At 69.4% G+C, this 26,493-nt stretch carries 19 protein-coding genes and 1 pseudogene; 6 read left to right on the top strand and 14 right to left on the bottom strand.

Annotated elements, in window-relative coordinates; translation table 11 throughout:
- Window positions 1-213: 213 nt before the first annotated feature.
- From BIX52_RS16190 to BIX52_RS16180, 3 genes are read right to left on the bottom strand one after another with little or no spacing between them, the layout of a single operon-like run.
- Entirely contained in the window at window positions 214-1,092 is an 879-nt protein-coding gene (locus BIX52_RS16190; RefSeq protein ID WP_075222147.1) for an ABC transporter permease, read from the bottom strand.
- Window positions 1,089-2,111 (bottom strand): ABC transporter permease, encoded by a 1,023-nt coding sequence (locus BIX52_RS16185; protein ID WP_075222146.1) that lies wholly within the window; start codon window positions 2,109-2,111, stop codon window positions 1,089-1,091. The genes BIX52_RS16190 and BIX52_RS16185 overlap by 4 nt, the downstream gene beginning before the upstream one ends.
- A 1-nt stretch (window position 2,112) precedes the next feature.
- A complete protein-coding gene (locus tag BIX52_RS16180; RefSeq protein ID WP_075222145.1) occupies window positions 2,113-3,723 on the bottom strand; it encodes an ABC transporter substrate-binding protein in 1,611 nt (536 codons plus the stop codon).
- A 153-nt stretch (window positions 3,724-3,876) separates the two neighbouring features.
- Here BIX52_RS16180 and BIX52_RS16175 point away from each other — a divergent pair, with 153 nt between their 5' ends.
- Window positions 3,877-4,809 carry a LysR family transcriptional regulator gene (locus BIX52_RS16175; protein ID WP_075222144.1) on the top strand — a complete coding sequence of 311 codons (933 nt, stop codon included), beginning with the start codon at window positions 3,877-3,879 and terminating at the stop codon, window positions 4,807-4,809.
- A 4-nt stretch (window positions 4,810-4,813) separates the two neighbouring features.
- Here the strand turns inward: BIX52_RS16175 and BIX52_RS16170 are convergent, their stop codons facing one another.
- The 4 genes from BIX52_RS16170 to BIX52_RS16155 are packed head-to-tail and all read right to left on the bottom strand — an operon-like array spanning window position 4,814 to window position 8,908.
- Window positions 4,814-6,241, bottom strand: coding sequence for an AtzE family amidohydrolase (locus BIX52_RS16170; RefSeq protein ID WP_075222143.1), 1,428 nt, complete (start codon window positions 6,239-6,241; stop codon window positions 4,814-4,816).
- Window positions 6,238-6,591, bottom strand: coding sequence for a DUF4089 domain-containing protein (locus BIX52_RS16165; RefSeq protein WP_075222142.1), 354 nt, complete (start codon window positions 6,589-6,591; stop codon window positions 6,238-6,240). The genes BIX52_RS16170 and BIX52_RS16165 overlap by 4 nt, the downstream gene beginning before the upstream one ends.
- Entirely contained in the window at window positions 6,588-8,180 is a 1,593-nt protein-coding gene (locus BIX52_RS16160; RefSeq protein WP_075222328.1) for a regulator, read from the bottom strand. Before BIX52_RS16160 ends, BIX52_RS16165 begins: the two co-directional genes overlap by 4 nt.
- 44 nt (window positions 8,181-8,224) lie before the next feature.
- Window positions 8,225-8,908, bottom strand: coding sequence for a cysteine hydrolase family protein (locus BIX52_RS16155; protein WP_075222141.1), 684 nt, complete (start codon window positions 8,906-8,908; stop codon window positions 8,225-8,227).
- Window positions 8,909-8,980: 72 nt separating this feature from the next.
- On the opposite strand from BIX52_RS16155, the gene BIX52_RS16150 reads away from it, so the two are divergent.
- From BIX52_RS16150 to BIX52_RS16140, 3 genes are all read left to right on the top strand, one after another.
- Window positions 8,981-9,355, top strand: coding sequence for an AtzH-like domain-containing protein (locus tag BIX52_RS16150; RefSeq protein ID WP_075222327.1), 375 nt, complete (start codon window positions 8,981-8,983; stop codon window positions 9,353-9,355).
- Between the two features lie 354 nt (window positions 9,356-9,709).
- The gene (locus BIX52_RS16145; protein ID WP_075222140.1) at window positions 9,710-10,624 is read left to right on the top strand and encodes a LysR family transcriptional regulator; all 915 of its coding nucleotides are present in this window, start codon (window positions 9,710-9,712) and stop codon (window positions 10,622-10,624) included.
- A gap of 114 nt (window positions 10,625-10,738) precedes the next feature.
- Window positions 10,739-12,556 carry an acyl-CoA dehydrogenase family protein gene (locus tag BIX52_RS16140; RefSeq protein WP_075222326.1) on the top strand — a complete coding sequence of 606 codons (1,818 nt, stop codon included), beginning with the start codon at window positions 10,739-10,741 and terminating at the stop codon, window positions 12,554-12,556.
- A gap of 27 nt (window positions 12,557-12,583) precedes the next feature.
- Here the strand turns inward: BIX52_RS16140 and BIX52_RS16135 are convergent, their stop codons facing one another.
- Window positions 12,584-13,609 carry an MBL fold metallo-hydrolase gene (locus BIX52_RS16135; RefSeq protein ID WP_075222139.1) on the bottom strand — a complete coding sequence of 342 codons (1,026 nt, stop codon included), beginning with the start codon at window positions 13,607-13,609 and terminating at the stop codon, window positions 12,584-12,586.
- 37 nt (window positions 13,610-13,646) lie between these two features.
- Window positions 13,647-14,333, bottom strand: coding sequence for a GntR family transcriptional regulator (locus tag BIX52_RS16130; protein ID WP_083660364.1), 687 nt, complete (start codon window positions 14,331-14,333; stop codon window positions 13,647-13,649).
- A 168-nt stretch (window positions 14,334-14,501) separates the two neighbouring features.
- On the opposite strand from BIX52_RS16130, the gene BIX52_RS16125 reads away from it, so the two are divergent.
- Complete coding sequence (locus BIX52_RS16125; protein WP_075222137.1) at window positions 14,502-15,776, top strand: acyl-CoA dehydrogenase family protein; 1,275 nt, start codon at window positions 14,502-14,504, stop codon at window positions 15,774-15,776.
- Window positions 15,777-15,991: 215 nt separating this feature from the next.
- Here the strand turns inward: BIX52_RS16125 and BIX52_RS16120 are convergent, their stop codons facing one another.
- From BIX52_RS16120 to BIX52_RS16105, 4 genes are all read right to left on the bottom strand, one after another.
- Complete coding sequence (locus tag BIX52_RS16120) at window positions 15,992-16,594, bottom strand: biotin transporter BioY (protein WP_075222136.1); 603 nt, start codon at window positions 16,592-16,594, stop codon at window positions 15,992-15,994.
- A 230-nt stretch (window positions 16,595-16,824) separates the two neighbouring features.
- The gene (gene cysE / locus BIX52_RS16115) at window positions 16,825-17,640 is read right to left on the bottom strand and encodes a serine O-acetyltransferase (protein WP_075222135.1); all 816 of its coding nucleotides are present in this window, start codon (window positions 17,638-17,640) and stop codon (window positions 16,825-16,827) included.
- Between the two features lie 117 nt (window positions 17,641-17,757).
- Complete coding sequence (locus BIX52_RS16110) at window positions 17,758-18,513, bottom strand: alpha/beta fold hydrolase (RefSeq protein WP_075222134.1); 756 nt, start codon at window positions 18,511-18,513, stop codon at window positions 17,758-17,760.
- Window positions 18,513-18,833 (bottom strand): 2Fe-2S iron-sulfur cluster-binding protein, encoded by a 321-nt coding sequence (locus BIX52_RS16105; RefSeq protein ID WP_075222133.1) that lies wholly within the window; start codon window positions 18,831-18,833, stop codon window positions 18,513-18,515. The genes BIX52_RS16110 and BIX52_RS16105 overlap by 1 nt, the downstream gene beginning before the upstream one ends.
- A 345-nt stretch (window positions 18,834-19,178) precedes the next feature.
- On the opposite strand from BIX52_RS16105, the gene BIX52_RS16100 reads away from it, so the two are divergent.
- Window positions 19,179-26,096, top strand: a complete 6,918-nt coding sequence (locus BIX52_RS16100; RefSeq protein WP_170126431.1) for an apolipoprotein A-IV repeat region-like domain-containing protein — start codon at window positions 19,179-19,181, stop codon at window positions 26,094-26,096.
- 286 nt (window positions 26,097-26,382) lie between these two features.
- Here BIX52_RS16100 and BIX52_RS24085 read toward each other — a convergent pair.
- Window positions 26,383-26,493, bottom strand: a pseudogene (locus BIX52_RS24085) (IS630 family transposase); the annotation flags it as partial.

Raw genomic sequence — 26,493 nt, 5'->3', positions numbered from 1 at the left:
CGCAGCGGCGGGCGAAGCCTTCACCCTTGACGCGGTCGGAGCCCGGAACAGGCTGGATCGCGGGGTTGGTGGCGGAGGACCGCGCAGCGGTCGTCTGACCCCAACCCCTGCCGGGTGGCGAACCGGGGGAGCGCGAGGGGGAACACCCTCGCCCGTCGCGGCGCCAGCCGCGACCAGCGCCACGAGAGCCGGCGCAGAGCGCCGACCGCATTCTCACGTGCGCCTCCGCGGGTCGACCATGTCGCGCAGACCGTCGCCGAGGAGGTTGAAGGTGAAGACGGCGAGGACGAGGGCCATGCCGGGGAAGAAGGCCAGCCACCATTCGCCGGAGACGATGAAGTTGGCGCCCTCGGCGACCATGATGCCCCATTCGGGCGTCGGCGGGCGCACGCCGAGGCCGATGAAGGAGAGCCCCGCCGCGTTGAGGATCGCCCAGCCGAGATTGAGCGAGATCTGCACCATCATCGGCGGCAGCGCGTTGGGGAAGATGTGCAGCGCCAGCACCCGCACGTCGGAATTGCCGGACAGCTTGGCCGCCTGCGCAAAGCCGGCATTCCGGCGGATGTTCACCTCGGCCCGCACCAGCCGCGCATAGAAGGGCAGGTTGATGACGGCGGTGGCGTAGATGATGTTCTCGATCGTGTTGCCCATCGCGGCCACGATGCCCATGGCGAGGACGAAGAGCGGGAAGGCCATGATGGTGTCGAGGATGCGCGACAGGGCCGCATCCAGCCATCCGCCCCAGTAGCCCGCGGCGGCGCCCAGAACGGACCCGGCGATGAAGGAGAGGGCGACGGCGGCGACCGAGATCGTAAGGTCGAGCCGGGTGGCGACGAGGACGCGGCTGAACACGTCGCGGCCGAGATTGTCGGTGCCGAACCAGTGATCCCAGGACGGTGCCTCCAGTGCGCGCGCGGCGTTCGAGGCGAGCGGGTCGTAAGGCGCGATCAGCGGGCCGATAAAGGCGGTGAGGATGATCACCGCGAACATCGCGAAGGCCAGCATCGTCACCGGGTTGTCCTTCAGGACGTAGGCGATGTGGCCGAGCGTCGACTGGCGCGGCGCGGCGGGGGCGGCGGCTGCGGTGCTCATTGGCTTTCGAACCCGATGCGCGGATCGATCGCGGCGTAGGCGATGTCGATCACGAGGTTGAGGGCGACGAACAACAGCGCCATGGCCAGCACGAAGCCCTGCACGGCGGCATAGTCGGACGCCACCAGCGCCTCGACCGCGTAGGAGCCGATGCCGGGCCAGGCGAACACCTTCTCCACCAAGACGTTGGCGCCGAGCGTGAAGGAGAAGACCATGCCGAGCGTGGTGACGACCGGCAGCAGAGCGTTACGTAGCGCATAGCCGTAGAGGATCTTGCGCCGCGTCAGCCCCGCCGCCCGGGCGGTGCGGATGAAGTCCGACGACAGTGCCGCCAGCATTGCCGCACGCGTCATTCGCGCGATGGGGGCCATGGTGAAGAGGGCGAGGGTGATCGCCGGCAGCGCCAACTGTTTCAGCGCGGCGAGCCAGGTCTCCCAATCGCCCACCAAGGCGGCGTCGATCAGGAAGAAGCCGGTCACGCGGTCCGGCTCGATGTACATGAAGTCGAGCCGGCCGAGCGGCGAGGGGGCCCAGCCGAGGAGATAATAGAAGACGTAGATGAGGAGGATGCCGGTAAAGAAGGTCGGCATCGACACACCTGTCGTCACCAGCACGCGGCAGACGTGGTCGACCCACGAGCCGGGCCGCGTCGCCGCCAGGACGCCGAGCGGCACGGCGATGCTGCAGGACAGCAGCAGCGCCGCCAGCGTGAGTTCCAGCGAGGCGGGCAGGCGCCGGGCGAGGTCGGTGGCGACGGGCTGACCCGTCGACACCGAGTTGCCGAGATCGCCCGAAGCGAGGTCCTGCACATAGTACAGGAACTGGACGGGGAGCGGCTGATCGAGACCCAGCTCGCTGCGCACCTGTTCGATGGACGCCGCATCCGCGGCGGCCCCGGCGAAGAAGACCGCAGGGTCGCCCGGCAGAGCGCGGGTTAGCACGAAGCTGATGACCACCACGCCGACGACCACGGGGATCGCCTGGGCGATCCGCGTCAGGATGGGTTTCAGCCGCTCCATCTCACGAGCTCGCCGGGCCGAGGGTGCGGGCGTCGAGCTGGCGGTGGAACCAGTAGGCGTAACCGTCCGCACCGTTGGAGGCGACGTTGAGCGCCGGCTGCCACAGCGGGATGCGCGGCAGATCCTCGTAGGCAATCTCGATCATGCGCATGATCGCGGGCGCCCACTCCGGATTGTCGGTCTCCATGTGCAGCGCGTTGTCGACCAGGGCTTCCATCTCGTCGTTGCGGTAGTTGGACGAGTTGAAGAGGTGCCCGTCCTGGTAGGCCCAGAAGAAGTAATAGTCCGGGTAGTTCAGCCAGCCGCCGAAGTTCTCCAGGTGCAGCGGCAGGCGCTTTTCCACCAGCGAGGCGGTGCGCCAGTTGGCGCCGGGGATCTTCTCCAGGGTGGAGGTGATGCCGATCTTGGCGAGCGCCTCGATGATCAGGATCGCGGTCGGCTCCATCCAGTCGCTCTGGTCGAGGTCGATGGAGAAGGGCACGTCGAACCCGTCAGCGTAGGCGGACTTGGCGAGGTGCTCGCGTGCCTTGTCGAGATCGGTGAAGTAGGGCGAGGGTTGCGGCCACACGGGGTCCGTCGCGGTCTCGGGGCCGCCCCACATCTTGTTGCCGCGCCCGTAGGCGGCGGTCTGGAAGATCTCCTCGTAGGGGATGGCGTAGGCGATCGCCTTGCGCACGTCGGGGTCGGTGAAGGGCTCGAAGTTGGTGTTGAGGCCGACCACCTGGATCGCGTTCTCGATCGGCGTGGAATAGACGGTGACGCCCGCGTCGGCGAGCTCCTTGGCATCCTTGTTGGGGATGTCGAAGGAAAGCTGAACGTCGCCGCGCTCGATCAGGGCGCGGCGCGTCGCCGGGCTCGGCACATCGCGCAGGATGAGGCGCTTCACGCCCGGAAGCTCACCGTGCCAATTGTCATTGCGCTCATAGACGAGCTGCTGGCCCTGGTCCCAGCGGATCACCTTGAAGGCGCCCGAGCCGATGGTGTTCTTGTGGACGTACTCCATCGCCCACGGGTCCGCCTCGGTGGCGTTCGCCTTGGCCACCTTGGAGTTGAGGATGAACGGCACCGGCACCGCAAGGTCCGGCAGCGCCAGCTTGGACGGCTTGTCGAGGGTGATGACGAAGGTGGTGGCGTCCACCGCCTCGAACTGGTCCGGCCGCTCCAGCCCGCCGGCCTTCATCTGCACCGTGGGGAAGCCGCCGACCGTCACCGCGCGATCGAAGGACCACTTCACGTCCTCGGCCGTCACGGGGGTGCCGTCCTGGAACGTCACGTCGTCGCGCAGGGTGAAGGTCAGGACCGTGCCGTCGTCGGACACCTGCCAGGATTTCGCGATATCGGGCTGGATCGTCGCATAGTCGTAGGAGAGCGAGCCGTCCTCCAGCGTCTTGATGCCGAAGGAGACGAGGCGGTCGTAGCAGTTGACCGCGACCTGATAGCTCGGCCGGTTGGTGCCGGTGCGGTGCAGGTCGAGCGAGTTGATGGTGGCGCCGTGCACGGCGACCAGCACGTCGCCCGATGCGGCCTTTGCGTTCAGGACCGAAGCGAACGGAAGCGACGTGACGGCAAGGCCGGCACCGGCGCCTTTCAGGATGGAACGTCTCGAGATCATCGCGCGGCTCCTCGGATGAATGTTTCGGTGGGTCGGACGTGTCGGGTGGTGTGAAGTGAGGCTGCCTGAAAGTTCCGCTGCAATCCATTGCTAGTTTTTCACTGTTCCGCTTCATTGAATGCAGCGGTCGGATCGTGGCACGGGAGGCGGGGGATGGCGCGGCATCTGGAGACGTTGAAGCTGATCGAGGACGTCGCGCGGGCGGGGTCGATCCGCAAAGCGGCGGACGACCTCAACATCACCTCGTCGGCGCTCAACCGGCGCATCCAGCGGTTCGAGGACGAGTTCGGCGCGCAGGTGTTCGAGCGGCTTCCGCGCGGGGTGAGGCTGAATGCGGCGGGCGAACTCCTGGTGCAGCATTACCGGATGCAGCGGTCCGACTTCGACCGCGTGCAGCGTCAGGTGGCCGACCTTTCGGGCGTCCGGCGCGGCCACGTGTCGATCGCCTGCAGCCAGGCGCTGCAACCCTACTTTCTGCCGCGCGAGATCGCCCGCTACCGGGCGGAGCATCCGGGTGTGTCGTTCGCGGTCTATGTGCGGGACAGGGCGGCGGCGGAGCGGGAATTGGTGAACTTCTCCACCGACCTCGCCCTGGTCTTCGAGCCGATGTACATGGTCGATTTCGAGGTTCTGGCGAGCATCCCGCAGCCGGTCTACGCGATGATGGCGAAGGACCACCCGCTGGCCGCCAAGCCCGAGGTGCGGCTGCGCGATTGCCTCGCCGTGCCGCACGTGGTGCCGACGGCGCCGATCGGGGTGCGCCATCTTCTGGACCTTGCCACGCACCGCATGTCGGAGGGGCTGAAGCCCGTGTTGGAGTGCGACAGCTTCGAGCTGGCGCGCCACTATGTGCGCGAGGAAGGGGCGGTGGGCTTCCAGATTCCCATCGGCCTGAAGCCGGACGATGTGGGCGACCTCGCCATCCGCCCGGTCAGCCAGCGCGACGTGGCGGCGGGGCACCTGCTGCTCGGCCAGATGCGCCGGCGCGTTCTTCCCGTCGCCTCCGCGCGGTTCGCGCTGCAGTTGACGACAGCGCTGGCGGCGATGGAGGCGAACCTTCTCGAAGGCACCACCTCGCCGCGTTGATCGCTCAGGTGGCGGGCGCAACGGCCGCGGAGGCCGTAGCGGCGGCGAGCGCCGGGGCGTGAGCGCGAAAGCCCGCCGCCTCCAGCCGGGCTGCGGCGCGCAAGGCCGTGGCCTCCTGCCAGGGCCGGGCGATGATCTGCATGCCGATGGGCATCTCCCCCGGCGCGAACACTGGCACGGTGACGACCGGCAGGCCGATGCACGAGAAGGGTTGCGCCAGAAGGCCGAGATTGGGGCGCAGCGGCACCGTGCGGCCCGCCAGCGTCAACGTCTTCTGGCCGATGGCGGGGGCGGTGAAGGGCGTTGCGGGAACCATCAGAACGTCGACGTCCGCCGCGTCGAAGGCGGCCATCACCTGGCCGAGCCACCACCAGCGCACCCGCTGCGCCCGTGCGACCCAGGCCGCGGGCAGCAGCGCCCCGGCCAGGAAACGGTCGCGCGTGTCGGGGTCGAACGCGGCGGCTTCGGTGCGCAGGCGCGGCAGGTGGAACGCCGCGCTCTCGGAATTGGTGATGAGGTAGGCGGCGGCGCGCCCCGCCTCGGCGCCGTCGATCTCGACATCGGCGGGTGTTCCGAAGGCGGCGGCCGCGCGGTCGCGCCGCTCGTTCGCCTCGTCGGACGCGGTCGCCTCGAACCAGCCGCGCAGCATGCCGACGCGCGGGGCGCGCCCGGAAAGGTCGCCGGCCGGGGCCGCGGGGTGCCGCGCCGCGCCGTGGTCGCGCGCTGTGTCGGCGGTGATCAGCGCATCGTAGGCGAGCGCCAGGTCCTCCACCGTGCGGGCGAGGGGGCCGAGATGGTCGAGGCTGTCCACGAAAGGGTAGGTCCCGCCGCGGGATAGGCGCCCATAGGTCGGCTTCAGGCTGAAGATGCCGCACAGTGAGGCGGGGACGCGCAGCGACCCGTTGGTGTCGGATCCGAGCGAGATCGGTGCCATGCCCGCCGCGGTCGCCCCGCCGCAGCCGGACGACGACCCGCCGGTCATGCGCGCGGTGTCGTGCGGGTTGCGGCACGGTCCGTAATGGTCGTTCTCGCCGGTGAAGTCGTAGGCGAACTCGCCCATGTGGAGCGCCCCGACGCAGACCGCGCCCGCCGCCTCCATGGCGGTGACGAGGTCGGCATCGCGCCGGGCGGGGGCGTCGGCCGCGGTGATCTTCGCGCCCGCAACGGTGGTGTGGCCAGCAAGGTCGAAGAGGTTCTTCACCGCAAAGGGCACACCCGCGAGCGGGGCCGTCCGCCCGGCCGCGCGCGCCGCGTCCACCGCATCGGCCGCCGCGAGCGCCCGCGCGGAGGTCACCGCGGAAAAGGCGTTCACGCTTTCATCGGTGGCGGCGATGTGGCCGAGCGCCGCCTCGGTGACGGCCCGCGCGGTGGTCTCGCCCGCATTGACGGCACGGGCGATGGCGGCGGCGGAGGCGAAGGGGGAGAGGCTCATCGGGACGGCTCGTTGTCGTAGGGGCCGGGCAGGCGGAAGACGGGGGCGGGGGTGAGCGCCCTCTCGTCGAGCGGGGCGGCGTCCACTGTGGCGGCCATCTCCGCGGCGATGGCGAGGAAGCGCACCACGCCCGGCATGTGCGCCGGGACGAGCGTGAGGCCCACGGCAGAGGCGGCAGGCTCGGCGAAGGCGGCCGCGTCGAATCCGGCCGCATCGAAGGCCGGAGGGACGGCGGCGGAGGCTCCCGGCGCCGAGCCGTCATTCGTCGAGCCGCCCTGCGGCGCTGCGCGCGCCGCGCGATCATGCGGCGCGGCATGGGCCGCGCCGATGCGAGACCGATCGCCGCTCATTCGGCGGCGACCGGCGCGGCCATGGCCGCGCTCTCGCGGCCCGTCTCCAGCTTGGCGAGGCCCACCAGGAACCCGGCCAGCACCGCATAGGCGAGCGCGATCATCGGCGACACCGCGACCCCGACGGCGGCCCCATGCATGAAGCCGAAGAATGTCAGAACCGCACCCGCCCCGGCAAAGGCCGCCGCGATCTCCAGCTTCTTCTCGATGATGAAGACGCCGATGGCCGCCAGCACCAGCCCTGTCAGGATCGCCCCGTTGCCGAGGATGGCGAGCCCCTCATAAAGGACGCCGTTCTGCGCCATCCCGGCGACGAGCTCCGGCGTCACCGGCGTGCCCGCCGCGCCCAAGGCACCGTCGATCAAGGTCTTTGCCCAGGCGGCGAGGTGCGGGACGAGGCCGAGGATGATGGCCGGGGCATGCGCCATCGGCGTCGTCTGGAAGGCCTGCGCGCCGATCAGCATGCCGATGTAGAGGAGGATCGGCGCGATCGCCACCACCGGCACCAGGTTGAGGAACACCGCGAGGATGCCGAACCAGGTGATCGCGAGGACGAACAGCCCCGTCGCGGCGGAGTAGCCGATGCGCCCGCCCATCGACTTCCATCCCGGATGGCCGATGTAGACCGCGTTGGCGAAGGGCGAGCCCATCAAGGTGCCGAGGAGCGAGATGGTGCCCTCCGCCGCCAGCGCTTCGGTGGTGGAATATTCGTCGCCCGCCGCCTCCGCGCTCTCCACGTTGTCCATCGCCTCCACGAGGTCGTAGACGCCGAACGGGATCGCGGTGACGAGGATGAAGCCCAGGAACTCGAACCCCGAGAAGACGTGGTCCACCGCGGGCAGCGGGATCGAGAAGCCGAAGTTGGCGAAGGCGCCGGCGAGGGCGGAGCCGGACATGCCGCCGATCTCGGGGAAGCCGAGCGCCGTCGCGCCCCAGGCGATCGCCATGCCCACCACGATGGCGACGAGCCCGGCGGGGAGGTTCTTCGGATAGCGGATGCCGCCGAACCAGGACACCAGGATGACGCCGAAGCAGGTGAGGCCGATGATCGACGTCATGAAGATCTCGGTCGCCGGCTTCATGGAGATGAAGGCGATGGAGACGCCGGCCAGCGTGCCCAGAAGCGCCGCGCGCGGCGTGATGCGGCGGATCAAGGGGGCGACGAAACCGCCGCCGATGAGGATGAAGCCTTGGATGAACACCCAGGCGAGCCCCGCCTCCCACGCCTTCACCGGATCGCCCGTCTGGCCGAGGATCGGCATCATGATGACGAAGACGACGATGAACATGTGCGGCACGGACGGGCCGGACGGGAGCGCGCAGACCGTGTCGCGGCCCTCCTTGCGGGCGAGCTTATAGCCCATCCAGGCATAGTACATGTTGCCGGCGAAGAGCATGAGGCCGACCGCGGGCAGGATGCGCCCGAAGGTCAATTCGTCCGGCAGGCCGACGACGAACTTCAAGAGCCCCGTCATGACGAGGAGGTTGACGAGGACGTTGGTGCCGAGCCCGAAGAGGGCGTTCCAGTCGCCCGGCGTCCATAGACGCGGGGCCGACGCGGCCGAGGCGGATGAGTGAGGCGCGGACATCACGGGGTCTCCCATGTGAGGGTGCGGACGTGTGAAGGGGCGGATCAGGCGGCTTTGGAGGCGGTGCCCTTGAGGGCGTCGGCGAAGGAGGCGGCGTCCGAGACCCAGCCGAAGATGCCGCCCTGCGCCTTGATCATCTCCAGGCCGACGCGGTGGAACTCGGGAAAGTAGGAGGCGCAGGCATCGCCGAGCGCGACGCAGCGGAAACCGCGGTCGTTGCCCTCGCGGATCGTCGTGTGGACGCACACCTCGGTGGTGACGCCGGCGACGAACAGCGTGTCGATGCCGCGGTTGGCGAGAATCTGGGAAAGGTCGGTCTGGTGGAAGGCGCCCTTGCCGGGCTTGTCCAGCACCACCTCGCCGGGAGCGGGGGCGAGCGCATCCACGATGTCGTGTCCCGGCTCGCCGCGGATGAGGATGCGCCCCATCGGCCCCGGATCGCCGATGCGCGCGGAGGGAACGCCGCGCTCCAGCTTGGCGGGCGGCGCGTCGGACAGGTCCGGCCGGTGCCCCTCGCGGGTGTGGATGACGAGCATGCCCGCCGCGCGCGCCGCGGCGAGGGCCGTCTGACAGGGGCCGATCGCCGCGGCCAGCAGCGAGACGTCGTTGCCCAGCGTCTCGCCGAAGCCGCCGGGCTCCAGGAAATCGCGCTGCATGTCGATGACGACGAGGGCGGCGCGGTCGGGGGTGAAGGCGAGCGGTGCGGGATCGGCGGTGATCATCGCCATGATGGGTCCTCAATCAGCGTTGCGGTGCAGGCGGATAGCGGTAGTGTGCCGGGCGCTGCGATGGAGAGCGCGATGGACGACACGAAGCGGAACGAGGTCGAGGCGGAGGTGCGTGAGGCCTTCGAGGCCTACGAGCGGGCGCTGAACACGAACGATGTGGATGCGCTGATCGGCGCCTTCGCGGATGACCCGCGCACCATGCGCCTGACCACCGACGGCGGCCTCTACGGCATCGACGAGATCATCGCCTTCCGCAAAGGGCGCGACGTGAGCGACATCGCCCGCCAGTTGACGCGGGTCGAGATCGTCGCGGTGACGCCGGAGGTGGTGGTGGCCGCAGCGAATTATACGCGCACCGTGTCCGGCAAGAAGGGATCGCAGACGCAGGTGTGGCAGCGCCGCGCCGAGGGATGGCGCATCGTGTCGGCGCACGTCAGCACCAACTGAGCCGCCCGCCCGTGTGGCCGCGCCAAGCCCGCCGGGCGCCCGCGCCGGGACGCCCGCCGATGCGGCGCGGCCCGGACGGCGGGGGCGTGGGGTTGGCGCGGGTGTCTCGGCACGTCTCATGCGGGCGGTGTCCGGGCTGGGCGTCCAAAAACGGGCTGGGCGCCGCGGATGCGCAGTCGGCAAGGGGTTCGCGGCGCACATAATTCAGCGCCGATGGGTGAGGATGCCCCGCCTCGGCACTTCACGCTGTTGCTATGTTTCGTGCAGGGTGATGCTGTGAGGGCAGCGGGCCCCGCCGGGGTGCTGCCGCGAGGGGAGCGCGCCGGTCCGCCCGCGGCGCGATGGGGGACCGCGATGCGCCATATGCTGACGTTGGATCTCATCGAGGCGGTGGCGCGGGCCGGGTCCATCCGCAAGGCAGCGGAGGCGATGAACCTCACGTCGTCGGCCCTCAACCGCCGTTTGCAGGCTTTTGAAGAAGAGTTCGGCACGCCGATCTTCGAGCGGCTGCCCCAGGGCGTGCGGCCCAACGCGGCGGGCGAGCTGATCCTGAAGCACATTCGCGCCCAGCGGGCCGATCTCACCATGGTGCGCACCCAGGTGGACGATCTGATGGGCATCCGCCGCGGTCACGTAGCGATCGCCTGCAGCCAGGCGCTGACGCCGTTCTATCTGCCCGACCGCATCGCCGATTTCCGCGCCCGCTTCCCCGGCGTGTCCTTCACCGTCAACGTGCGTGACCGGGTGGCGGCGGAGGAGGAGTTGACGCTCTACAAGGCCGACCTCGCCATCGTCTTCGAGCCGGCGAACATGGCCGATTTCGAGATCCTGTGCGCGGTGCCGCAACCGGTCTGCGCGGTGATGGCGTCGGACCATCCGCTGGCGACGCGGCCGACGCTGCGGCTGCGCGACTGTCTGGACGAGCCGCACGTGGTGCCGTCCGCCCGGTTCGGCGTGCGTCATCTGCTGGACCTGGGCCTGCGCCGTTCGTCGCGCAAGCTGCGCCCGGTGGTGGAGGCGGACAGCTTCGAGTTCATGCGCCGCTACGTGACGCACGAGCGGGCGATCGGCTTCGAGATCCCGATCGGCCTGACCGGCGCGGTGGCGCAGGGGCTGACCGTGCGACCTCTGCCGGCGTCGGACGTGGCGCCGGGCCATCTGCTGCTCGGCCAGCTCCTGGGGCGCACGCTGCCCGTGGCCGCCTCGCGGTTCGCCGAGGAGCTGACGGTGGCGCTGCGCCGGCTGGCGGTGCCCACGCCCGCCGCGTGATGGCGGGGGGCTGCGGCGTGGCTCCGTGGCTCCGGTTCGGCGGAGTGACAAGGGCGCTCCGGTCCGCGACAACGCTCTTCAATTGATGCTGCACCAAGAGGACGCCCCGTGGAGATGATCGCCCGCCGCACCCTTTCCTTCTGGCTCTATGATTGGCTGAAGGCGGGTGACCTTGCCGCGCTGCCGCGGTTCGAGGGACAGACGCGCGAGGACTGGGATGCGGTGCTGGACCTCGCCGCGAAGATCGCCGTCAACGATTTCCTCCCCTGCAACAAGATCGCCGACCGGGACGAGCCGGTGCTGACCCAGGACGGGGAAGTGCACGTTCAGCCGGACCTCGCGGCGGCGATGCGGGTGTGGCTCGGCTCCGGCCTGCAGCTCGCGGCGGTGGACGCGGCGCACGGGGGCATGCAGCTTCCGGGCGTCGTCGCGACGGCGGCGCTGGCCGAGTTCATGGCCGCCAACGTGTCCGCCTCGGCGTTCATGATGCTGTCGATCGCCAATGCGCGGGTGATCTCGGCCTTCGGCACGGCCGGGCAGGTGGCCCGGTTCGCCGCGCCCCAACACGAGGGGACGAGTCTCGGCACCATGTGCCTGTCCGAGCCGGACGTCGGCTCGTCGCTGGGTGACATCACCACCCGCGCGGTGCCGGACGGCGAGGATGGGGGCGGCGATGCGACGGGGGCGCGCTACCGGCTGTTCGGCCGCAAGATGTGGATCTCGGGCGGCGGGCACGACGTGACCGACCAGAACATCCACCTGGTGCTCGCCAAGATCGCCGAGCCGGACGGGTCGCTTCCGGCGGGAACGCGCGGCATCTCGCTGTTCGTTGTGCCGAAACTCTTGGAGGACGGTACCGCCAACGACGTCACCGTGGCGGGCCTCAATCACAAGATGGGCTATCGCGGCATTCCCAACTGCCTCCTCAACTTCGGCGAGGGTGTCGCGGCGCGGCCGGGCGGCGAGGCGGGGGCGGTCGGCTGGCTGATCGGCGCGCCCGGCGAGGGCCTTTCGATCATGTTCCAGATGATGAACGAGGCGCGCATCGCGGTGGGCCTCGGCGCGGCGGCGTGCGCCTATCGCGGCTATCGGCTATCGGCGGGCTATGCGGCGGAGCGGGTGCAGGGCCGCCCGCTGGACGACCGCAAGGCGCCGCGCCCGGTGCCCATTGTGCGCCACGCCGACGTGAAGCGCATGCTTCTGGCGCAAAAGGCGATCGGCGAGGGGGCACTGGCGCTCTGCCTCTACGCCTCGCATCTAAGCGACATCGTCGCGGCATCGCCGGACGAGGAGGCGCGCGCGGCGGCCCAGGCGCAGCTCGACCTGTTGACGCCGATCGTCAAATCCTGGCCGTCGGAGCAGGGGCTGGTGGCGAACCACTTCGCCATCCAGATCCACGGCGGCTACGGCTACACCCGCGATTTCGACGTGGAGCAGCTCTACCGCGACAACCGCCTCAACCCGATCCACGAGGGCACCACCGGCATCCAGGGCATCGACCTTCTGGGCCGCAAGGTGCTGGGCGACGGCGGGTCGGCCTTCCGGGCGCTCGCCGAAGCGATCGAGGCGACGGCGGCGCGGGCCGGCAAGGACGCCGCGCTGGCGACGATGGGCACGGACCTTTCGGCGGCGCTGCTGGCGGTGTCGGACACGGTGGGCCTCGCCATCGCGCGGGACGACCGGCCGGCGGTGCTCGCCCATGGCGATGCCTTCCTGTCGGCGATGGGCCATCTCGTCGTCGCCTGGCTGTGGCTCGACATGGCGCTGACGGCCCGCGCCTCCGCTGACGAGGCGCTGGCGGAGGCGGCCGAATGGACCTGCCGCTATTTCTTCGACACTGAGCTGCCGCGGGTGGGCGGCATGCTGGTGCCGCTGCGCATCGGCTCGTCCGTCACGCGCGCGGCGCCGGAGCGCATCTTCGCGGACGGCTGAACTCCCAGCCTCAGGCGGGGCGCCCCCTCAGGCGCGGCGAACTCTGGCGCGGCCGCCGTCCTCCTCCCACGTCACCTCGCCCAATGCGGCCATGTGGTTGAGGTGGGCGAGGATTTCGCTGAAGGCGAAGCTCGTCTCGTGCGGGCTGAGCGGGCGCTTGTCGAACAGCACAGGGATGAGGTCGGCGGCGCTCTTGGGCGCGGCCGCGCAGGCATTCGCGATCACGTCGCATCTCTCGCGGTGGTGTGCGACGAGGGCGCGGCAGCGCGCCGCGGCCCCGTAGAAGGGGAGGCGGTGACCGGCCAGGACCAGCGTGTCGTCGGCCACCGTGGCGGCGATCGCCTCCTGCGAGGCGAGGAAGGCGCCGAGCGGATTGCCCCACGGCTCGAACGCCGTCACCGACACGTTCGGCGAGATCTTCTCGATCACCTGATCGGCGGCGAGGAAGAGCTTGTCCGCCGGGGCGTGCAGCATCAGCTGTTCGGGCGAGTGGCCGTCACCGCTCATCACCTCGAACGTGCGCCCGCCCGCCGGCAGAAGGTCGCCCGCCGCCAGCCGCTGATAGGTGAAGGGGGGCTTGGACAACATGCGCATATAGTCGTGCCCCATGGTGGAGACGACGGCGGCCAGATCCTCGCTCATCCCGTGGCGGATGTAGAACCGGCTGTACGGGCTCGCGGCCAGAAGCTCCGGCGAATTGAAGAAGGTGAGGCAGGCGAAGAAGGCGGTGCGGCTCGTCAGCAGCGGGATGTCCAGCCGCTCGGTCAGCCAGCCGGCGAGGCCGATATGGTCCGGGTGGTGGTGGGTGACGATCAGTCCGGCGAAGCGCGCTCCCTTCAGCGGTCCGGCGAACAGCGTCTCCCACGCCGCGCGGGTCGGCTTGTCGGAGATGCCGGTGTCGACGATGAGGAAGCCGTCGTCCGTCTCGATGAAGTAGATGTTGACATGGTCGAGCCGGAAGGGAAGGGCGAGGCGCGCCCACAAGAGGCCGGGGGCGACGGTGGTCACGGTGCCGGGGGCCGGCGGGTCCGCGAAGGGGAAGGTCAGGTCCATCGGGGTCTTTCTGCCGCTAGGGGGCGGCCGGGAGGGGTCAGGCCGCACCGTCGTCGATGAGGGCGGCGATGTTGTGCATGTGGACGCGGGCGGCCTCCTCGGCGGCGGCGGCGTCGCCCGACAGGATCGCCTCGGTCATCGCCTGGTAGGACGAGAAGCGCGCGGGGCCGGCCACTTTGTAGGAGCGGCGGATCATGTGCACCTGCAGGCTGGGGACGATGCGCGCCAGCTCGCGGTTCTGCGACAGGCGGGTCATCGCCTGGTAGAAGCGGTTGCGGGCGCGTACGAAGTCGAAGCTTTCCGGGGCGTCCTGGAAGGTCTGGAGCTGCGCCCAGGCGTCCTCGAAGGCGGCGCGGTCCGGACCTTCGCCGATCCGCTCGGCGGCCTGGCGCGCGGCGAGGCCTACCAGCAGCCCCACAACGGCCAGCGCATCGCGCGCCTCGCCCGGTGACAGGCTGCGGATCTGCGCGCCGCGATAGGGCAGCACCTCGATCACCCCGTCCGCCTCCAGCCGCTTCAGGCTCTCGCGCACCGTGCTGCGGCTGACGCCGAACTGCGCCATCAGGTCCGGCTCCACGAGGCGCTGTCCGGGGACGTAGGCGCCTTCATAGAGGCCGCGCAGGATGGCGCGCACCACGCGGGTGGAGGCGCTGTCGCCGCGCTGCGGGGCGGGCGGAGCTGGAGCGGAGGCGGGCGGGGTTGCCGCGTCGGCGGGTTTGCGCACGGATGGCGGCTCCTGATGGTGTCGGCGGTGGCGCGGGTGGCGTCGATGGTGGCAGCGTGGAGTGTCGCCACAGGGGTCACGATGTCAACCGAAATCGTCTGACGATATTGCCAGCCGAAATCGGTGCGGGTATGACCGAGGGCGAAGAACCGACGAGGAGGCGGCCCGATGATCCCCGACAAGTCCCAGCGTGTGCTCGAACTGGAAGCCCGAGTCTTGGACTTCATGGAAGAGCATATCTACCCGAACGAGGCGCGCTACTACCGCGAGACCGAGGAGCTGGGGCCGTTCGCCGTTCAGCCCATCGTGGAGGAGTTGAAGCCCAAGGCCAAGGCGGCGGGCCTGTGGAACCTGTTCCTGCCCGATTCGGAGCTGGGGGCGGGGCTGAAGAACGTCGAATATGCGCCGCTTTGCGAGATCATGGGCCGGTCCCATCTGGCGCCGGAGATCTTCAACTGCTCCGCGCCCGACACCGGCAACATGGAAACCCTGGTCCGCTATGCGACGCCGGAGCAGCAGGAGACCTGGCTGAAGCCGCTGCTGGCGGGCGAAATCCGCTCCTCTTTCGCGATGACCGAGCCTGACGTCGCCTCGTCCGACGCGCGCAACATCGAAAGCCGGATCGAGCGGGACGGTGACGAATACGTCATCAACGGCCACAAGTGGTACACCACGGGCGGCACGGACCCGCGCTGCAAGCTCCTGATCTTCATGGGCAAGACCGATCCTTCGGCCGAGACCTACAAGCAGCAGTCGATGATCCTGGTGCCTAAGGATGCGCCGGGGGTGACGGTGAAGCGGGCCCTGCCTGTGTTCGGCTTCTATGCGGTGCCGGACCGGGCCTCGGAGATCACCTTCGAGAACGTGCGCGTGCCGGTGACGAACATGCTGCTGGGCGAGGGGCGCGGCTTCGAGATCGCGCAAGGGCGGCTCGGGCCGGGGCGCATCCACCATTGCATGCGCTCCATTGGGCTGGCTGAGCGGTGCCTCGCCAAGATGGTGAAGCGCACGTCCGAGCGGACGGCCTTCGGCAAGCCGATCAGCGACCAGTCGGTGACGCGCGAGCGTGTGGCCGAGGCGCGCATCATGATCGAGCAGGCGCGGCTTCTGACGCTCCATGCGGCGCACAAGATGGACACGGTCGGCAACAAGGAGGCCAAAGCCGAGATCGCGATGATCAAGGTGGCGGTGCCGAAGATGGTCTGCCAGGTGGTCGACTGGGCGATCCAGGCGTTCGGCGGCGGCGGCACGGGCAACGATTTCGGCCTCGCCTCGGCCTATGCGACGGCGCGCATCATGCGCCTCGTGGACGGGCCGGACGAGGTGCACCGCGACCAGCTCGCGCGGCTCGAGTTCAAGAAGCAGGCGCAGACGAATAACCGCGGCGGTGTCGACAATTGGGGGCCTTACCTGACCTCCCATTCGCTGCCGCCCGCCGCCTGAGCACGCCTCGCGCCGCAGTGCTCGTGGCCTGAGCGGCAGGCACGTCGAGCGAGACGCTCGCAAACCGAGCCCGGTGCCGCCCCTATGAGTATCGGGAGCGGCAAGGGGCCGGGCATTGACGAAGAAGGGCGCGCGAGGATGTCTCGCGCGCCCTTCTTGGAACGGGGATTTGGGCCGGCGTTGGACCGGCCCTCAGTTTCTCAGGCCGTGGTCTCTCAGCCTTTGCGGGCGAGCCGGGCGACCGCGGGGACCAGCGTGGCCGCAAGCGCCAGCTTCAGCGCGTCGCCGGGGAGGAAGTTGACCATGCCATATTGCAGCACCCAGCCCATCCCCTTGTCGGCAGCGAAGAGCGCCGCCATCCACGACAGCCCGCACGCATAGACGGCGGCGGTGCCGAGCGCCACGGCCAGCGCCATCTTGCCGATCGACACGTCCCAGCCGCGCTGCGCCAGCGTGCCGACGATGCCGGCCGCGGCGACGAAACCGACGAGGTAGCCGAGCGTCGGCCCGGTCATGTAGGCAAGGCCGTTTGCGGTGGCGCTGGAGCTGGTGAAGACGTCGGCGCCCAGGGCACCGATGGCGAGGTAGGCGAGCACCGTGCCGACGCCGAGACGGGTGCCGTAGGCGGCGCCGATGACGAAGACCGTGAACGTCTGCATGGTGATGGGGACAGGCCACATCGGCACGCGCATCTTGGCGGTGATGGCGAGCGCTGCGACGCCGAGCGCGACGAGGGCGAGCTCCTTGAGACGGAGCGCCGTGCCGGAGGTGGGGCCGAAGGCGTCGGTCAGCACGCCGTGGTGGGTGGGGTTGCGCATAGTCCTCTCCTCAGGGCGGGGCGGCGGCCCCGGAACACGGTTGTCGTCCGCGCTGGCCGGCCATGGATGGCGCACCCGGCACAGGAGCGCCCAGCCGGCCGCGCCGCTATGACGGATAAGGCTAAAGCACGCAGTTTCTTGAAGGGCAACGGGAAGAGTGAGGACGCCGCCGGAGGACGGGCGGGGACCGCGGAGGGGCAGTGCCGATCACGGCGCGCCCCTCGCGCGCGTCAGCGGGGCTCTTCGGCCAGGATCTGGTCCATGGAGCGGGATGGATCGGGGCAGTTGCCGGTGCCGACCACCCGCGCCGGAACGCCCGCCACAGTGGTATTCGGCGGCACGGCGGAGAGGACCACCGACCCGGCCGCGATGCGCGAGCAACGGCCGATCTCGAAATTGCCGAGCACCTTGGCGCCGGCGCCGATGAGGACCCCCGACGCGATCTTCGGGTGACGGTCGCCCCCCGTTTTGCCGGTGCCGCCCAGGGTGACGCCCTGAAGGATCGACACGTCGTCCCCCAAGGTGGCGGTCTGGCCGATGACGACGGCGGTCGCGTGGTCGATGAAGATGCCGCGCCCCATCGGCACCTGGGGGTGGATGTCGACCTGCAGGCAGGCGGAGATGGCGGACTGCATCATCAGCGCGAAGTCGCGCCGGCCGCGGGTCCACATGGAGTGGGCGACGCGGTGGGCGGCGAGGGCGTGGAAGCCTTTGAAGTAGAGAAGCGGCTCGATCAGCCGTTCACACGCCGCGTCACGATCGAGCACGGCGACGAGGTCAGAGCGGAAGACCTCGGCGAGCGTCGGATCATCCTCCAGCGCGTCGCGGAAGGCGTGGCGGATGTGGGTGGCGCCGAGTGCCGGATCGGCAATGCGGGTCGCAACGCGCTCGGCGATCGCGTCCTCCAGCGAGGCCTGGTCCAGCACCGTGGCGCGGACGAATCCGGCCAGAGCGGGCTCACGGTCGGCGATCTTTTCGCCTTCGATGCAGATCCGGCGCCACACGGGGTCGTGTTCGACCAGCTTTGCGGCAAGTGCCTCGCTCATGGCCAACTCCTGGCTCTGGTTTCGCCCCCACGAGATAGACACGCACAGCGGGGAGACAAATTCAATCGCGTGATCGTGAGGCGATGGTCGCGGGGTGCCGCGGAAAGGCGAGACCGGTCAGAGGCCGTGCCGGTCCAGGAAGTCGGTTACCACCGCCTTGTGGCCGCGGTCGCCGACGGCGGTCATGTGGTCCTTGCCCGGCAGCGTGACGCCCTCGGCGCCGGGGATCAGCGCCGTGAGCGGCTCGACGGCGCCCGAAACGTCGTCCTTCTCGCCCGCGACGACGAGGGTGGGGCAGGCGATGGCGGAGACGTCCGCAGCGCTCAGCGTCTGGCGAGAGGCCTTGATGCAGGCGGCGAGGGCGGAAAGGTCGCTGCCGGTCTGCTCGGCGAAGACGCGGTAGGTGAGGGCCTGGGGGTCGGTGACGTCGTCGCGCGAGCGGGCCTCGAGCGCGCCGACGATCTTCTCGGAGCCCGCGTGCCCGTCGACGAGGCTGGCGGCCATGCCGGACAGGATGAGCGCGGAGACCCGTTCGGGCGCGCCAAGGGTGGCGAAGGCGGCGATGCGCGCCCCCATGGAGTAGCCGAACAGGGTCGCCGTCTCGAGGCCGAGGTGGTCCATCAGGCGGATGGCGTCGGCGCCCATGAGGTCGGTGCGGTACTGGTCCGGATCGTAGAGCTTCTCAGACTCGCCGTGGCCGCGATTGTCGATGCGGATGGCGCGGCGGCCGGACCGCACGATGGTCGAGACCCACGTCGTGTTGGCCCAGTTCACCTTCATGTTGGAGGCGAAACCGTGGATCAGGATGACGGGTGCGCCTTCGCCCTCGTCGGCGTAGGCGAGGGTGACGCCGTCGCTGACGAAGGTGGGCATCAGGCCTGCTCTTCGGGAATGCGAACGACGAGGCCGTCGAGATCGTCGGTGACCTTCACCTGGCAGGAGAGGCGCGAGCCGGGGCGCACGTCGATCGCGAAGTCGAGCATGTCCTCTTCCATCGGCGAGGGTTTGCCGACCTTGTCCTGCCACGCCTCGTCGACATAGACGTGGCAGGTGGCGCACGCGCAGGCACCGCCGCATTCCGCCTCGATCCCCGGCACCATGTTGCGGACCGCGGTCGACATCACCGTGGCGCCCGCCGCGGCTTCGACCTCGAACGTGCGGTCATCGTGGGTGATGTAGGTGATCTTGGCCATGAACCCTCTCATTGCCGTAAGTCGGCCGGTATCAGGCGGACATATAGGTTCCGGAAGGGGCGTCAAGCATGGTGCGGGAGAGGCAGGATTGTGCGCGATGCATACGCGGCTCTGTAAGACAACAAGATCTTTTCACTGCAATTTTCAACAAATACCAGAATTAACCAAAGTGATGCTCGGAAGTCACACTTCCTTGTACACGCCAAGCGGGTGTGGCATTAGCAAAGCATTAACGTTTTGACTCGGCCGCGCTGGCCGGTTTGTGTCAAAGCGTGGCATTTCAGCCACTCGTAAGGGACGGCGATCCTGCCTCCACCCGCGTAGCGTTCGATCAAGGCGATGATCATGGCGATAGACCCGCACCGTAAGGCTTCCTCGGACTCGGACCCGGCCGACGCGGCCCTGTCCGCGGTCGAAGAGGCGCTGAAGTTCGATCTCGACACGGCGGACGATAGGACGGACGGCAGGGAGGACGGATCGGACGATCTCGCGTCCGGGCTGGAATCCTCCCTCTCCGGCACCACGCCGGACGAGGCGGCCGACCGGGGCGCGGGCGATGTGCCGATGATCGGCTTCCATCCTGAGCCGGAGCTTGAGTCCGACGCCGAGGCGCTGGCCCCGGCCAACGACGCGCCGGAGGAGGGGCCCGCACGGCCGCGCCGCCGCCGCAACCGCGCCCTCGCCAAACAGCAGGCCGCCGCCAACGACGACCGCCGCCGCTTCGAGGATGCCGAGCGTGCCGGTCGTCGCCGCGGTCTGACCGCCGTGTCTTTCTCCGTCATCGCCTCCATCGCCTGGGCGGCCATCGGCGGGTTGATCGCGGCGGCCGAGATCGCCGCGGACGGGATGATGTCCTTCCTCTCCTCGCCGGGCGCCTACGCCATCCTCGGCGCGGTAGTCGGGCCGGTCCTCCTGTTCATGATGGTCGGCTTCCTCGCCCGCCGGTCCGAAGAGCTTCGCGCCACGTCGAGCGCCATGACGACGATCGCCCAGCGCCTCACCGAGCCTGAGATCAACGCCTCCGAAGGCGTCGCCAACATCGGCCAGGCGATCCGCCGCGAGGTCGCCGGCATGTCGGCCGGGATCGAGCAGGCGCTGGAACGCGCCTCCGAGCTGGAGGTCCTCGTTCACCGCGAGGTCGCGGCACTTGAACGCTCCTACGGCGACCACGAAGCGAAGATCCGCGCCTTGTTCGAGGAGCTGGTGGCCGAGCGCGAGACGCTGATGGCCAACTCAGACCGCATGCGCGACGAGCTGGAGACCGCGAAATCCGGCCTCGCCGTCCTCGTCAACGAGCTGCAGGAGGTCGTCTCCACCAAGCTCAGCGACACCACCAGCATCATCGGCCAGGCGATCCAGTCGGAATCGGAACGCATCGTCGGCGACCTGAAGGCGTCCGGCGACAACCTGCTGGGCGCGCTGACGACGACGGGCGAATCCTACGTCACCCGTCTGTCGGAACGCTCCGAGGCGTTGACCCGCACGCTGACCGAGCGGGGCGACCAGGTGGGCGAGCAACTCGCCACCGCATCCGAGGCCCAGGCCGCCGCCGTCGAAGGCTACGTCACCGCCCTCATCGACGTCCTGTCGACCCAGTCCGACGCCACCGTCGCCGCCGTGAAATCGGCCACCGAGGCGCTGACGGGCTCGCTCCATTCGGAGACCGGACAGACCGTCGAGACGATCCGCACCACCGCCGAATATCTCGTCGGCTCGCTGCAGGCCGAGGCCGGGTCCGCGACCGAGACGATCCGCTCCACCGCCGACATCCTCATCGATTCCATCGCCGGCCAGTCGAAAGAGATCACCGACGAGTTCGGCCGCGTCGGCCAGGAGCTGGTCGACAGCCTCGCCGACCGCACCGTGGCGATGACGGATTCCTTCGCCAACACCGGCTCCACCATGGCCGACACGGTACTGGAGCGCGCCGAGGAGGTGACGAAGATCCTCATGAGCGCGGGCGATCAGGTGTCGACGGCGATCGGCGAGGTCAACACCTCGCTCTCGGTCACGCTCGACTCCAAGCTCAGCGAGATCAACGCGACGCTTGCCGAAGCCTCCGGCGGGTTCGACGTGACCGTCGCCGACAAGATGGGCGCGCTCGAGACGACGATCACGATGTCCGCCGAACGTCTCTCCAACGTCGTCGAAGACCGCGTCAACGCCATCGACACGTCCGTCTCCTACGCCACCGAGCGCTTCTCGGGGATGGTCGACGACCGGATGGAATCGCTCGACAACATCGTCACCGGCGCGTCGGAAACCTTCGCCTCGCTGGTCGATTCCTCCATGCAGGGGATGGATTCCACGCTGGAACGCGCCTCCCGCGCGCTGATCGAGACTGTGGAGACCCGTCTCGGCAACTCGTCCGACATGCTGACCCGCACCGCCGCCACGCTGACCGAGAATATCGGCGAGAAGGCCGGCGCGGTGACCGAGACGATGCAGCGCATCAACGCCGAGCTGAACGACACCTTCACGGTGCAGCTCTCGTCGATCAACGAGACGCTGTCCAAGGCGTCTGACGAGGTCGTCACCACGGTGGACGAGCGCCTCGCGGGCATCGAGTCCACCCTCGTCACCGCCTCGCATACGCTGGAAACGCAGATCGGCGACCGGCTCGACGTGGTGGTCACCCGCATGGCCGAGTCGGGCGAGCGCCTGTCCGGCGTCGTCGGCGGCTCCCTCAGCCACCTCGACACCACGCTGACCGACGCCGCGACCCGCATCGCCGGCATGATCGAGACGCGCCTCAGCGAGATCGACGAGCGTGTCGACGGGGCCTCGCGCCACATCACCGACACCATGAACGAGCGCCTCGGCGTCATGGAGCGTGAGGTGAACTCCACCGCCAACCGCGTGGTGGAGAACGTCACCCTCTCGGCCCAGACCGTGGACGACCGCCTCGGCGACACCGCCGCCCGCCTGGTCGAGACGCTGGAGCTGAAAATCGGCGAGCTGGACGCCACCATCGCCCAGACATCGACCGTCGCGTCCGGCACCATCTCCACCGCCTCCGAGGACCTGACGCAGCAGCTCGCCATGCAGGTCGACCAGGTGACGTCCACCCTCGGCGCGCTGGGCGAACGCCTGACCGACATCATCGGCGCCTCCTCGCACCAGATGACGGACAGCCTCGTCACACACGCCGACCAGCTCGAGTCGACGCTCGGGAGCCTCGGCGACCGTGTGACCGACGTCGTCGTCACCGCCTCCAACGGCTTCACCTCCGCGATCACCATGCAGGTGGACGACATGGAGAGCCGCCTGTCCGCCCTCGCCGACGCCCTCACCGGCACGGTTCAGCAGACGACGACCTCGATGCTCGACACCTTCGGCGGGCGCATCGAAGAGGTGGAGGGCCGCCTCGGCCAGCTCGGCGACCGCATGACGGAGACCATCTCCGCCGCGTCGACGCAGATGCACGATTCGGTGTTCACGCAGATCGACCAGATCGAAGCGTCCATCAACGCGCTGGGCGACCGCCTGACCGACTCCATCACCAACACCTCCAACTCGCTCTCCGGCACGCTGCTCGCCCAGGCCGACCGGTCCGAGGAGCTTCTGAAGGAGCGCCAAAGCGAGCTCGAAGCCAACTTCATGCGCCATGCGGACGCCTTCCGCGTGACGTTGACGGAGTTCGGCGAGGCGCTTGAGACCACCTTCACCACCGGCACCGAGCAGGCGGGCAACACGCTCGCCACCCGCACGGACGAGATCGTCGAGCGCATCACCTCCGAGGTGGACCGCGTGGCCGACATCATCGCCGGCTCCGGCACCTCGCTGGTGGAAGACTTCGGCCTGCGTGCCGAGGCCTTCGCCGACCGCATGACCGACGTTCAGGCGATGCTGACCGGCACGATCAGCGACGAGGGCGGCCAGCTCGCCACCCGGATCGAGACCGTCGCCGGCCGCATCGAGCGGGCGATCATCGAAGAGGGAACAGCGCTCGACAACACGCTGCGTGAATCGACCGACGCCTTCCAAGGCTCGCTGCGCCACCACACCGACGCGGTGAAGGGCGACCTCACCGCCGCCGTCGAAGGCGTCTCCTCCGACATGCGTGAGCAGACCGGGGCGCTCGCCGCCTCGCTGGCCGAGGCCGGGCGCGAGATCGCCGCCGCCGTCGCGCTTCGCGGCGAGGAGGCGGCCGAGCAGATCAACGACTCGGCCAGCCGCGTCGCCGACCTGATCGCCGACCGCTCCGACGCCATCCGCATCTCGTTCGATGGCGAGATGGAGCGCTTCAACATGATGATCGCCGACTCGGCGGGCCGGTTCGAGGCCACGCTGTCGGAAAATGCCGGCCGCCTCGTCTCGCTGCTCGGCACCTCGACCGGCGAGATGGGCGACATGATCACCGGCTCCACCGGCCGCCTCGGCGAGATGTTCACCGACGCGACGAGCCGCCTGGAAGACATGCTGACCTCGACGTCGGACGATCAGACCCGCGTCTTCAACGATCGGATGGACACCATCCGCGTCACCCTCGACAACGGAGTCGACAACTACGCCTCCATCGTGCGCGACCAGTCGGAGCGCCTGGAATCGCTGCTGACGATGACGTCCGAGAACGTCCAGTCCTCGCTGCAGGCGCCGATCGACGAGGTCCGCGTCTTCATGACCGACGGGATCGAGAACTTCGCCGGCATCATCACCACCAACATCGAGCGGCTGGAGCAGTTGCTGGCGGAAACCTCCGACGGTACCCGCGAACGCCTCGGCGCGCAGATCGAAGAGATGCGCACCACGATGGAAGACGGCATCGACCGCTATAGCGGCGTGATCGTCGAGCAGTCGGGCCGGCTGGAGAAGGTGGTGCTCGACACCGCCGACCAGACCGAGCGCACCGTGGGCGACCGCATCGACCAGCTCGTCGGCGCCTTCGATACCGAGACGCAGGCCTTCGCCGCCCGCATGGACACGATGCGCGACACCATCTCGGGCGACATCGTTCGTCTGTCGGGCATCCTCGACGAGCGCGCGGTTCCGATCGCCGCCGAGCTGACCACTGCCATCGGCCGCTTCGACGAGCTGATGAACGAACGCTCGGTGCAGATCGTCTCGGCCCTGACCACCCACGCCAGCGAGATCAGCCACGTGCTGACCGAGCGGATGGACGCCATGGACGAGGCGCTGGACGGCCGTGTCGAGCGGGTGTCCGACGCTCTGCTGGAGCGGGCGCGCACCATCTCCGAGGCGCTGTCCGACGGCCAGGCCGCCATCAACGAGGCTTTCGCCACGCGGCTGGAAGAGATCGCCATCATGTCCCGCGAGGCGACGCAGACCGTGGCCGACGGCCTGTCCGAAGGCGGCGCGCTCGCCCAGGACGCGCTGAAGGCGGTGGTGGAATCGGCCCGCCGCGACATCCTGGAGCCGATGCAGGACATCTCGGTGCAGCTCTCCGAGGAGACGACCTCCGTCAACCGGATGCTGTCCGAGACCATGGCCAACATGTCCGGCGAGGTCGCCTCCGGCGGCAGCCACATGCGCCAGGCCATGATCGAGACCATGGACCAGCTCCTGGCCATGATCACCGAGCACTCGGACGAGACGCGCCGGAAGATCACCGAGACGATGTCGATCGCCCACGACGCCTTGTCGGAGGAGGGCGATCGCACCTCCGCCGCGATGCGTCAGGTGGCCAACGACGCGTCCGAGTCGCTCGGCCAGCTGCGCGCCGTCATCGAGGAGCACGGCGACGAGTTCCTGGCCCAGCTCGCCGAGCGCGGCGCCGGTGCCATCGCCGAGCTGCGCGAGACGCACACCGCGCTGATCGACGAGCTCGGCGGCACGCTCGGCAAGGTCCAGGCGACCAACACGGCGCTGCACGACATGCTGTCGTCCGTCGGCATGACCCTCGCCGACATGGAGAACAACCTGTCCACCCGCGGCGAGGCGCTGCGCGACGTGGTGCAGTCCGCCCTCAGCGACACCCAGCGCACCGGCGACGAGATGACCCGTCAGGCCGAGGCGCTGCGCGAGGCCGCCGCCTCCGCGCTGGGCGATCTGTCGTCCATCGCCGAGCGCATCGAGCGGGACAGCCAGTTCCTCGCCACCACCGTCAACCGCTTCGGTGACGATGCGGGGGCCTTCGACGCGCGCGTCGAAGAGCGTACCCGTGCGCTGGAGCAGCTCGCCGAGCTTCTGGCCGACAAGTCCGAGCAGGTCGACACGTTGACGCGCACCTTCACCCAGCGTGTCGACGAGCAGCTCGGCCAGACCGAGGAGCGGGTCCACGCCGCGCGCCTCCTTCTGGAGCGCACGCTGGACGAGGCGTCGCGAGCCGTCGCCCCGCAGCTCGAAGCGCTGCACGAGGCGGCCTCCAGCGATGCCGAGCGGATCCGCGAGAACATGCGCATCTCCCACGAGGCGATCGCCGCGGAGATGGTGGACGCGCTGCAGGCTGTGGCCGAGCGCTTCCAGACGGCCACGACCGAGATGCGCAAGTCCGCCCGGGAGGTGCAGGACGAGTTCGAGTCGACCCGCAGCGCCCTGGCGCGCTCGGTCTTCGAGCTTCCCGAGGAGACGATGCAGAACGCCGAGGCGCTGCGCCGCGCCGTGACCGAACAGCTCGACGCGGTGCGTGAGCTGGGCAGCATCGTCGCCCGCCACGCCGCGGCGAGCGAGGCCGCGCCGCGCCATTCCGGCGGTACGGCCCTCGCCGACCCCGCGGCGCGCGACGCCGGCTACCGCCGCACCAGCCGCCTTTCGGAGACGCGCATGGCCGAAACGCGGATGGCCGAGCCGCGCCTCTCGGAGGCCCGCATGGCCGAGCCGCGGCGCGAGGATCGGGCCGAGCCCGGTGCGCGCAGCCGCTTCGGCTCCACCTCGGCCGAGCGTGAGAACGGCGGCTGGATGAACGGGCTGATGCGCCGCGGCGAGCCGCCGGTGGACGAGCCGGACGCCGCAGCCCTGCCACTCGACGCCGCCATCTCCCGCTTTACCGCGGTGGCCGGCCGGGCGATCGACGACACCACCTATCGCGACCTCTGGAGCCGCTTCAATCGCGGTGACCGGCAGGTGTTCACGCGGCAGGTCTACACCTCCGAGGGCGCGCAGGCCTTCGAGGATGCGCGGCGCCGCTACCAGCGCGACCGTGACTTCCGCGGCGCCGTCGACCAGTTCGTCGACGATTTCGAGGAGATGCTGACCGAGTCGGCGCAGATGGACCCGTCCGGCCGCCGCACCCGCGACGTGCTCCTCGGCGAGGACGGCAAACTCTACACGCTGCTCGCCCACGCCTCCGGCCGCCTGAGCTGAACCGGCGCCCCCGCCGCGCTGCGGCGGGGCCGCCCCTCCACGACGACGACGAAAGCCCCGCCCCGGCCTCCGGCGCGGGGCTTTTCATTGACGGATGTCTCGGCCGCGCGACGACCTGCCCCGACCCCACGATGTGCGGGACCTGCCGTGTTTCGGTACGAGCCTTCGCCGGGCCCGCCTCCCGCCCGAACGACGGACGCCGCGCTCCCTGCCCACCAGCGGCCCCGCCTCGACCCTTATCCCAGGCGTTACGATGAGCAGGTCAACGCCCTAGAGCACTTCGCGCTCAATCCGGGTCATACCCGGCGGCTCTGAAATAGGCGCGGGCCTCGTCGGGGGTGACGAGGTGGAGGACGTCGCCGACGCGATCCCGAAGGGCGGTGACAGTTCGCTCAGC

This window comes from Acuticoccus yangtzensis, from assembly GCF_001927245.1.
Classification (GTDB): domain Bacteria; phylum Pseudomonadota; class Alphaproteobacteria; order Rhizobiales; family Amorphaceae; genus Acuticoccus; species Acuticoccus yangtzensis.
This window is presented reverse-complemented; position numbering and strand designations above follow the sequence as displayed.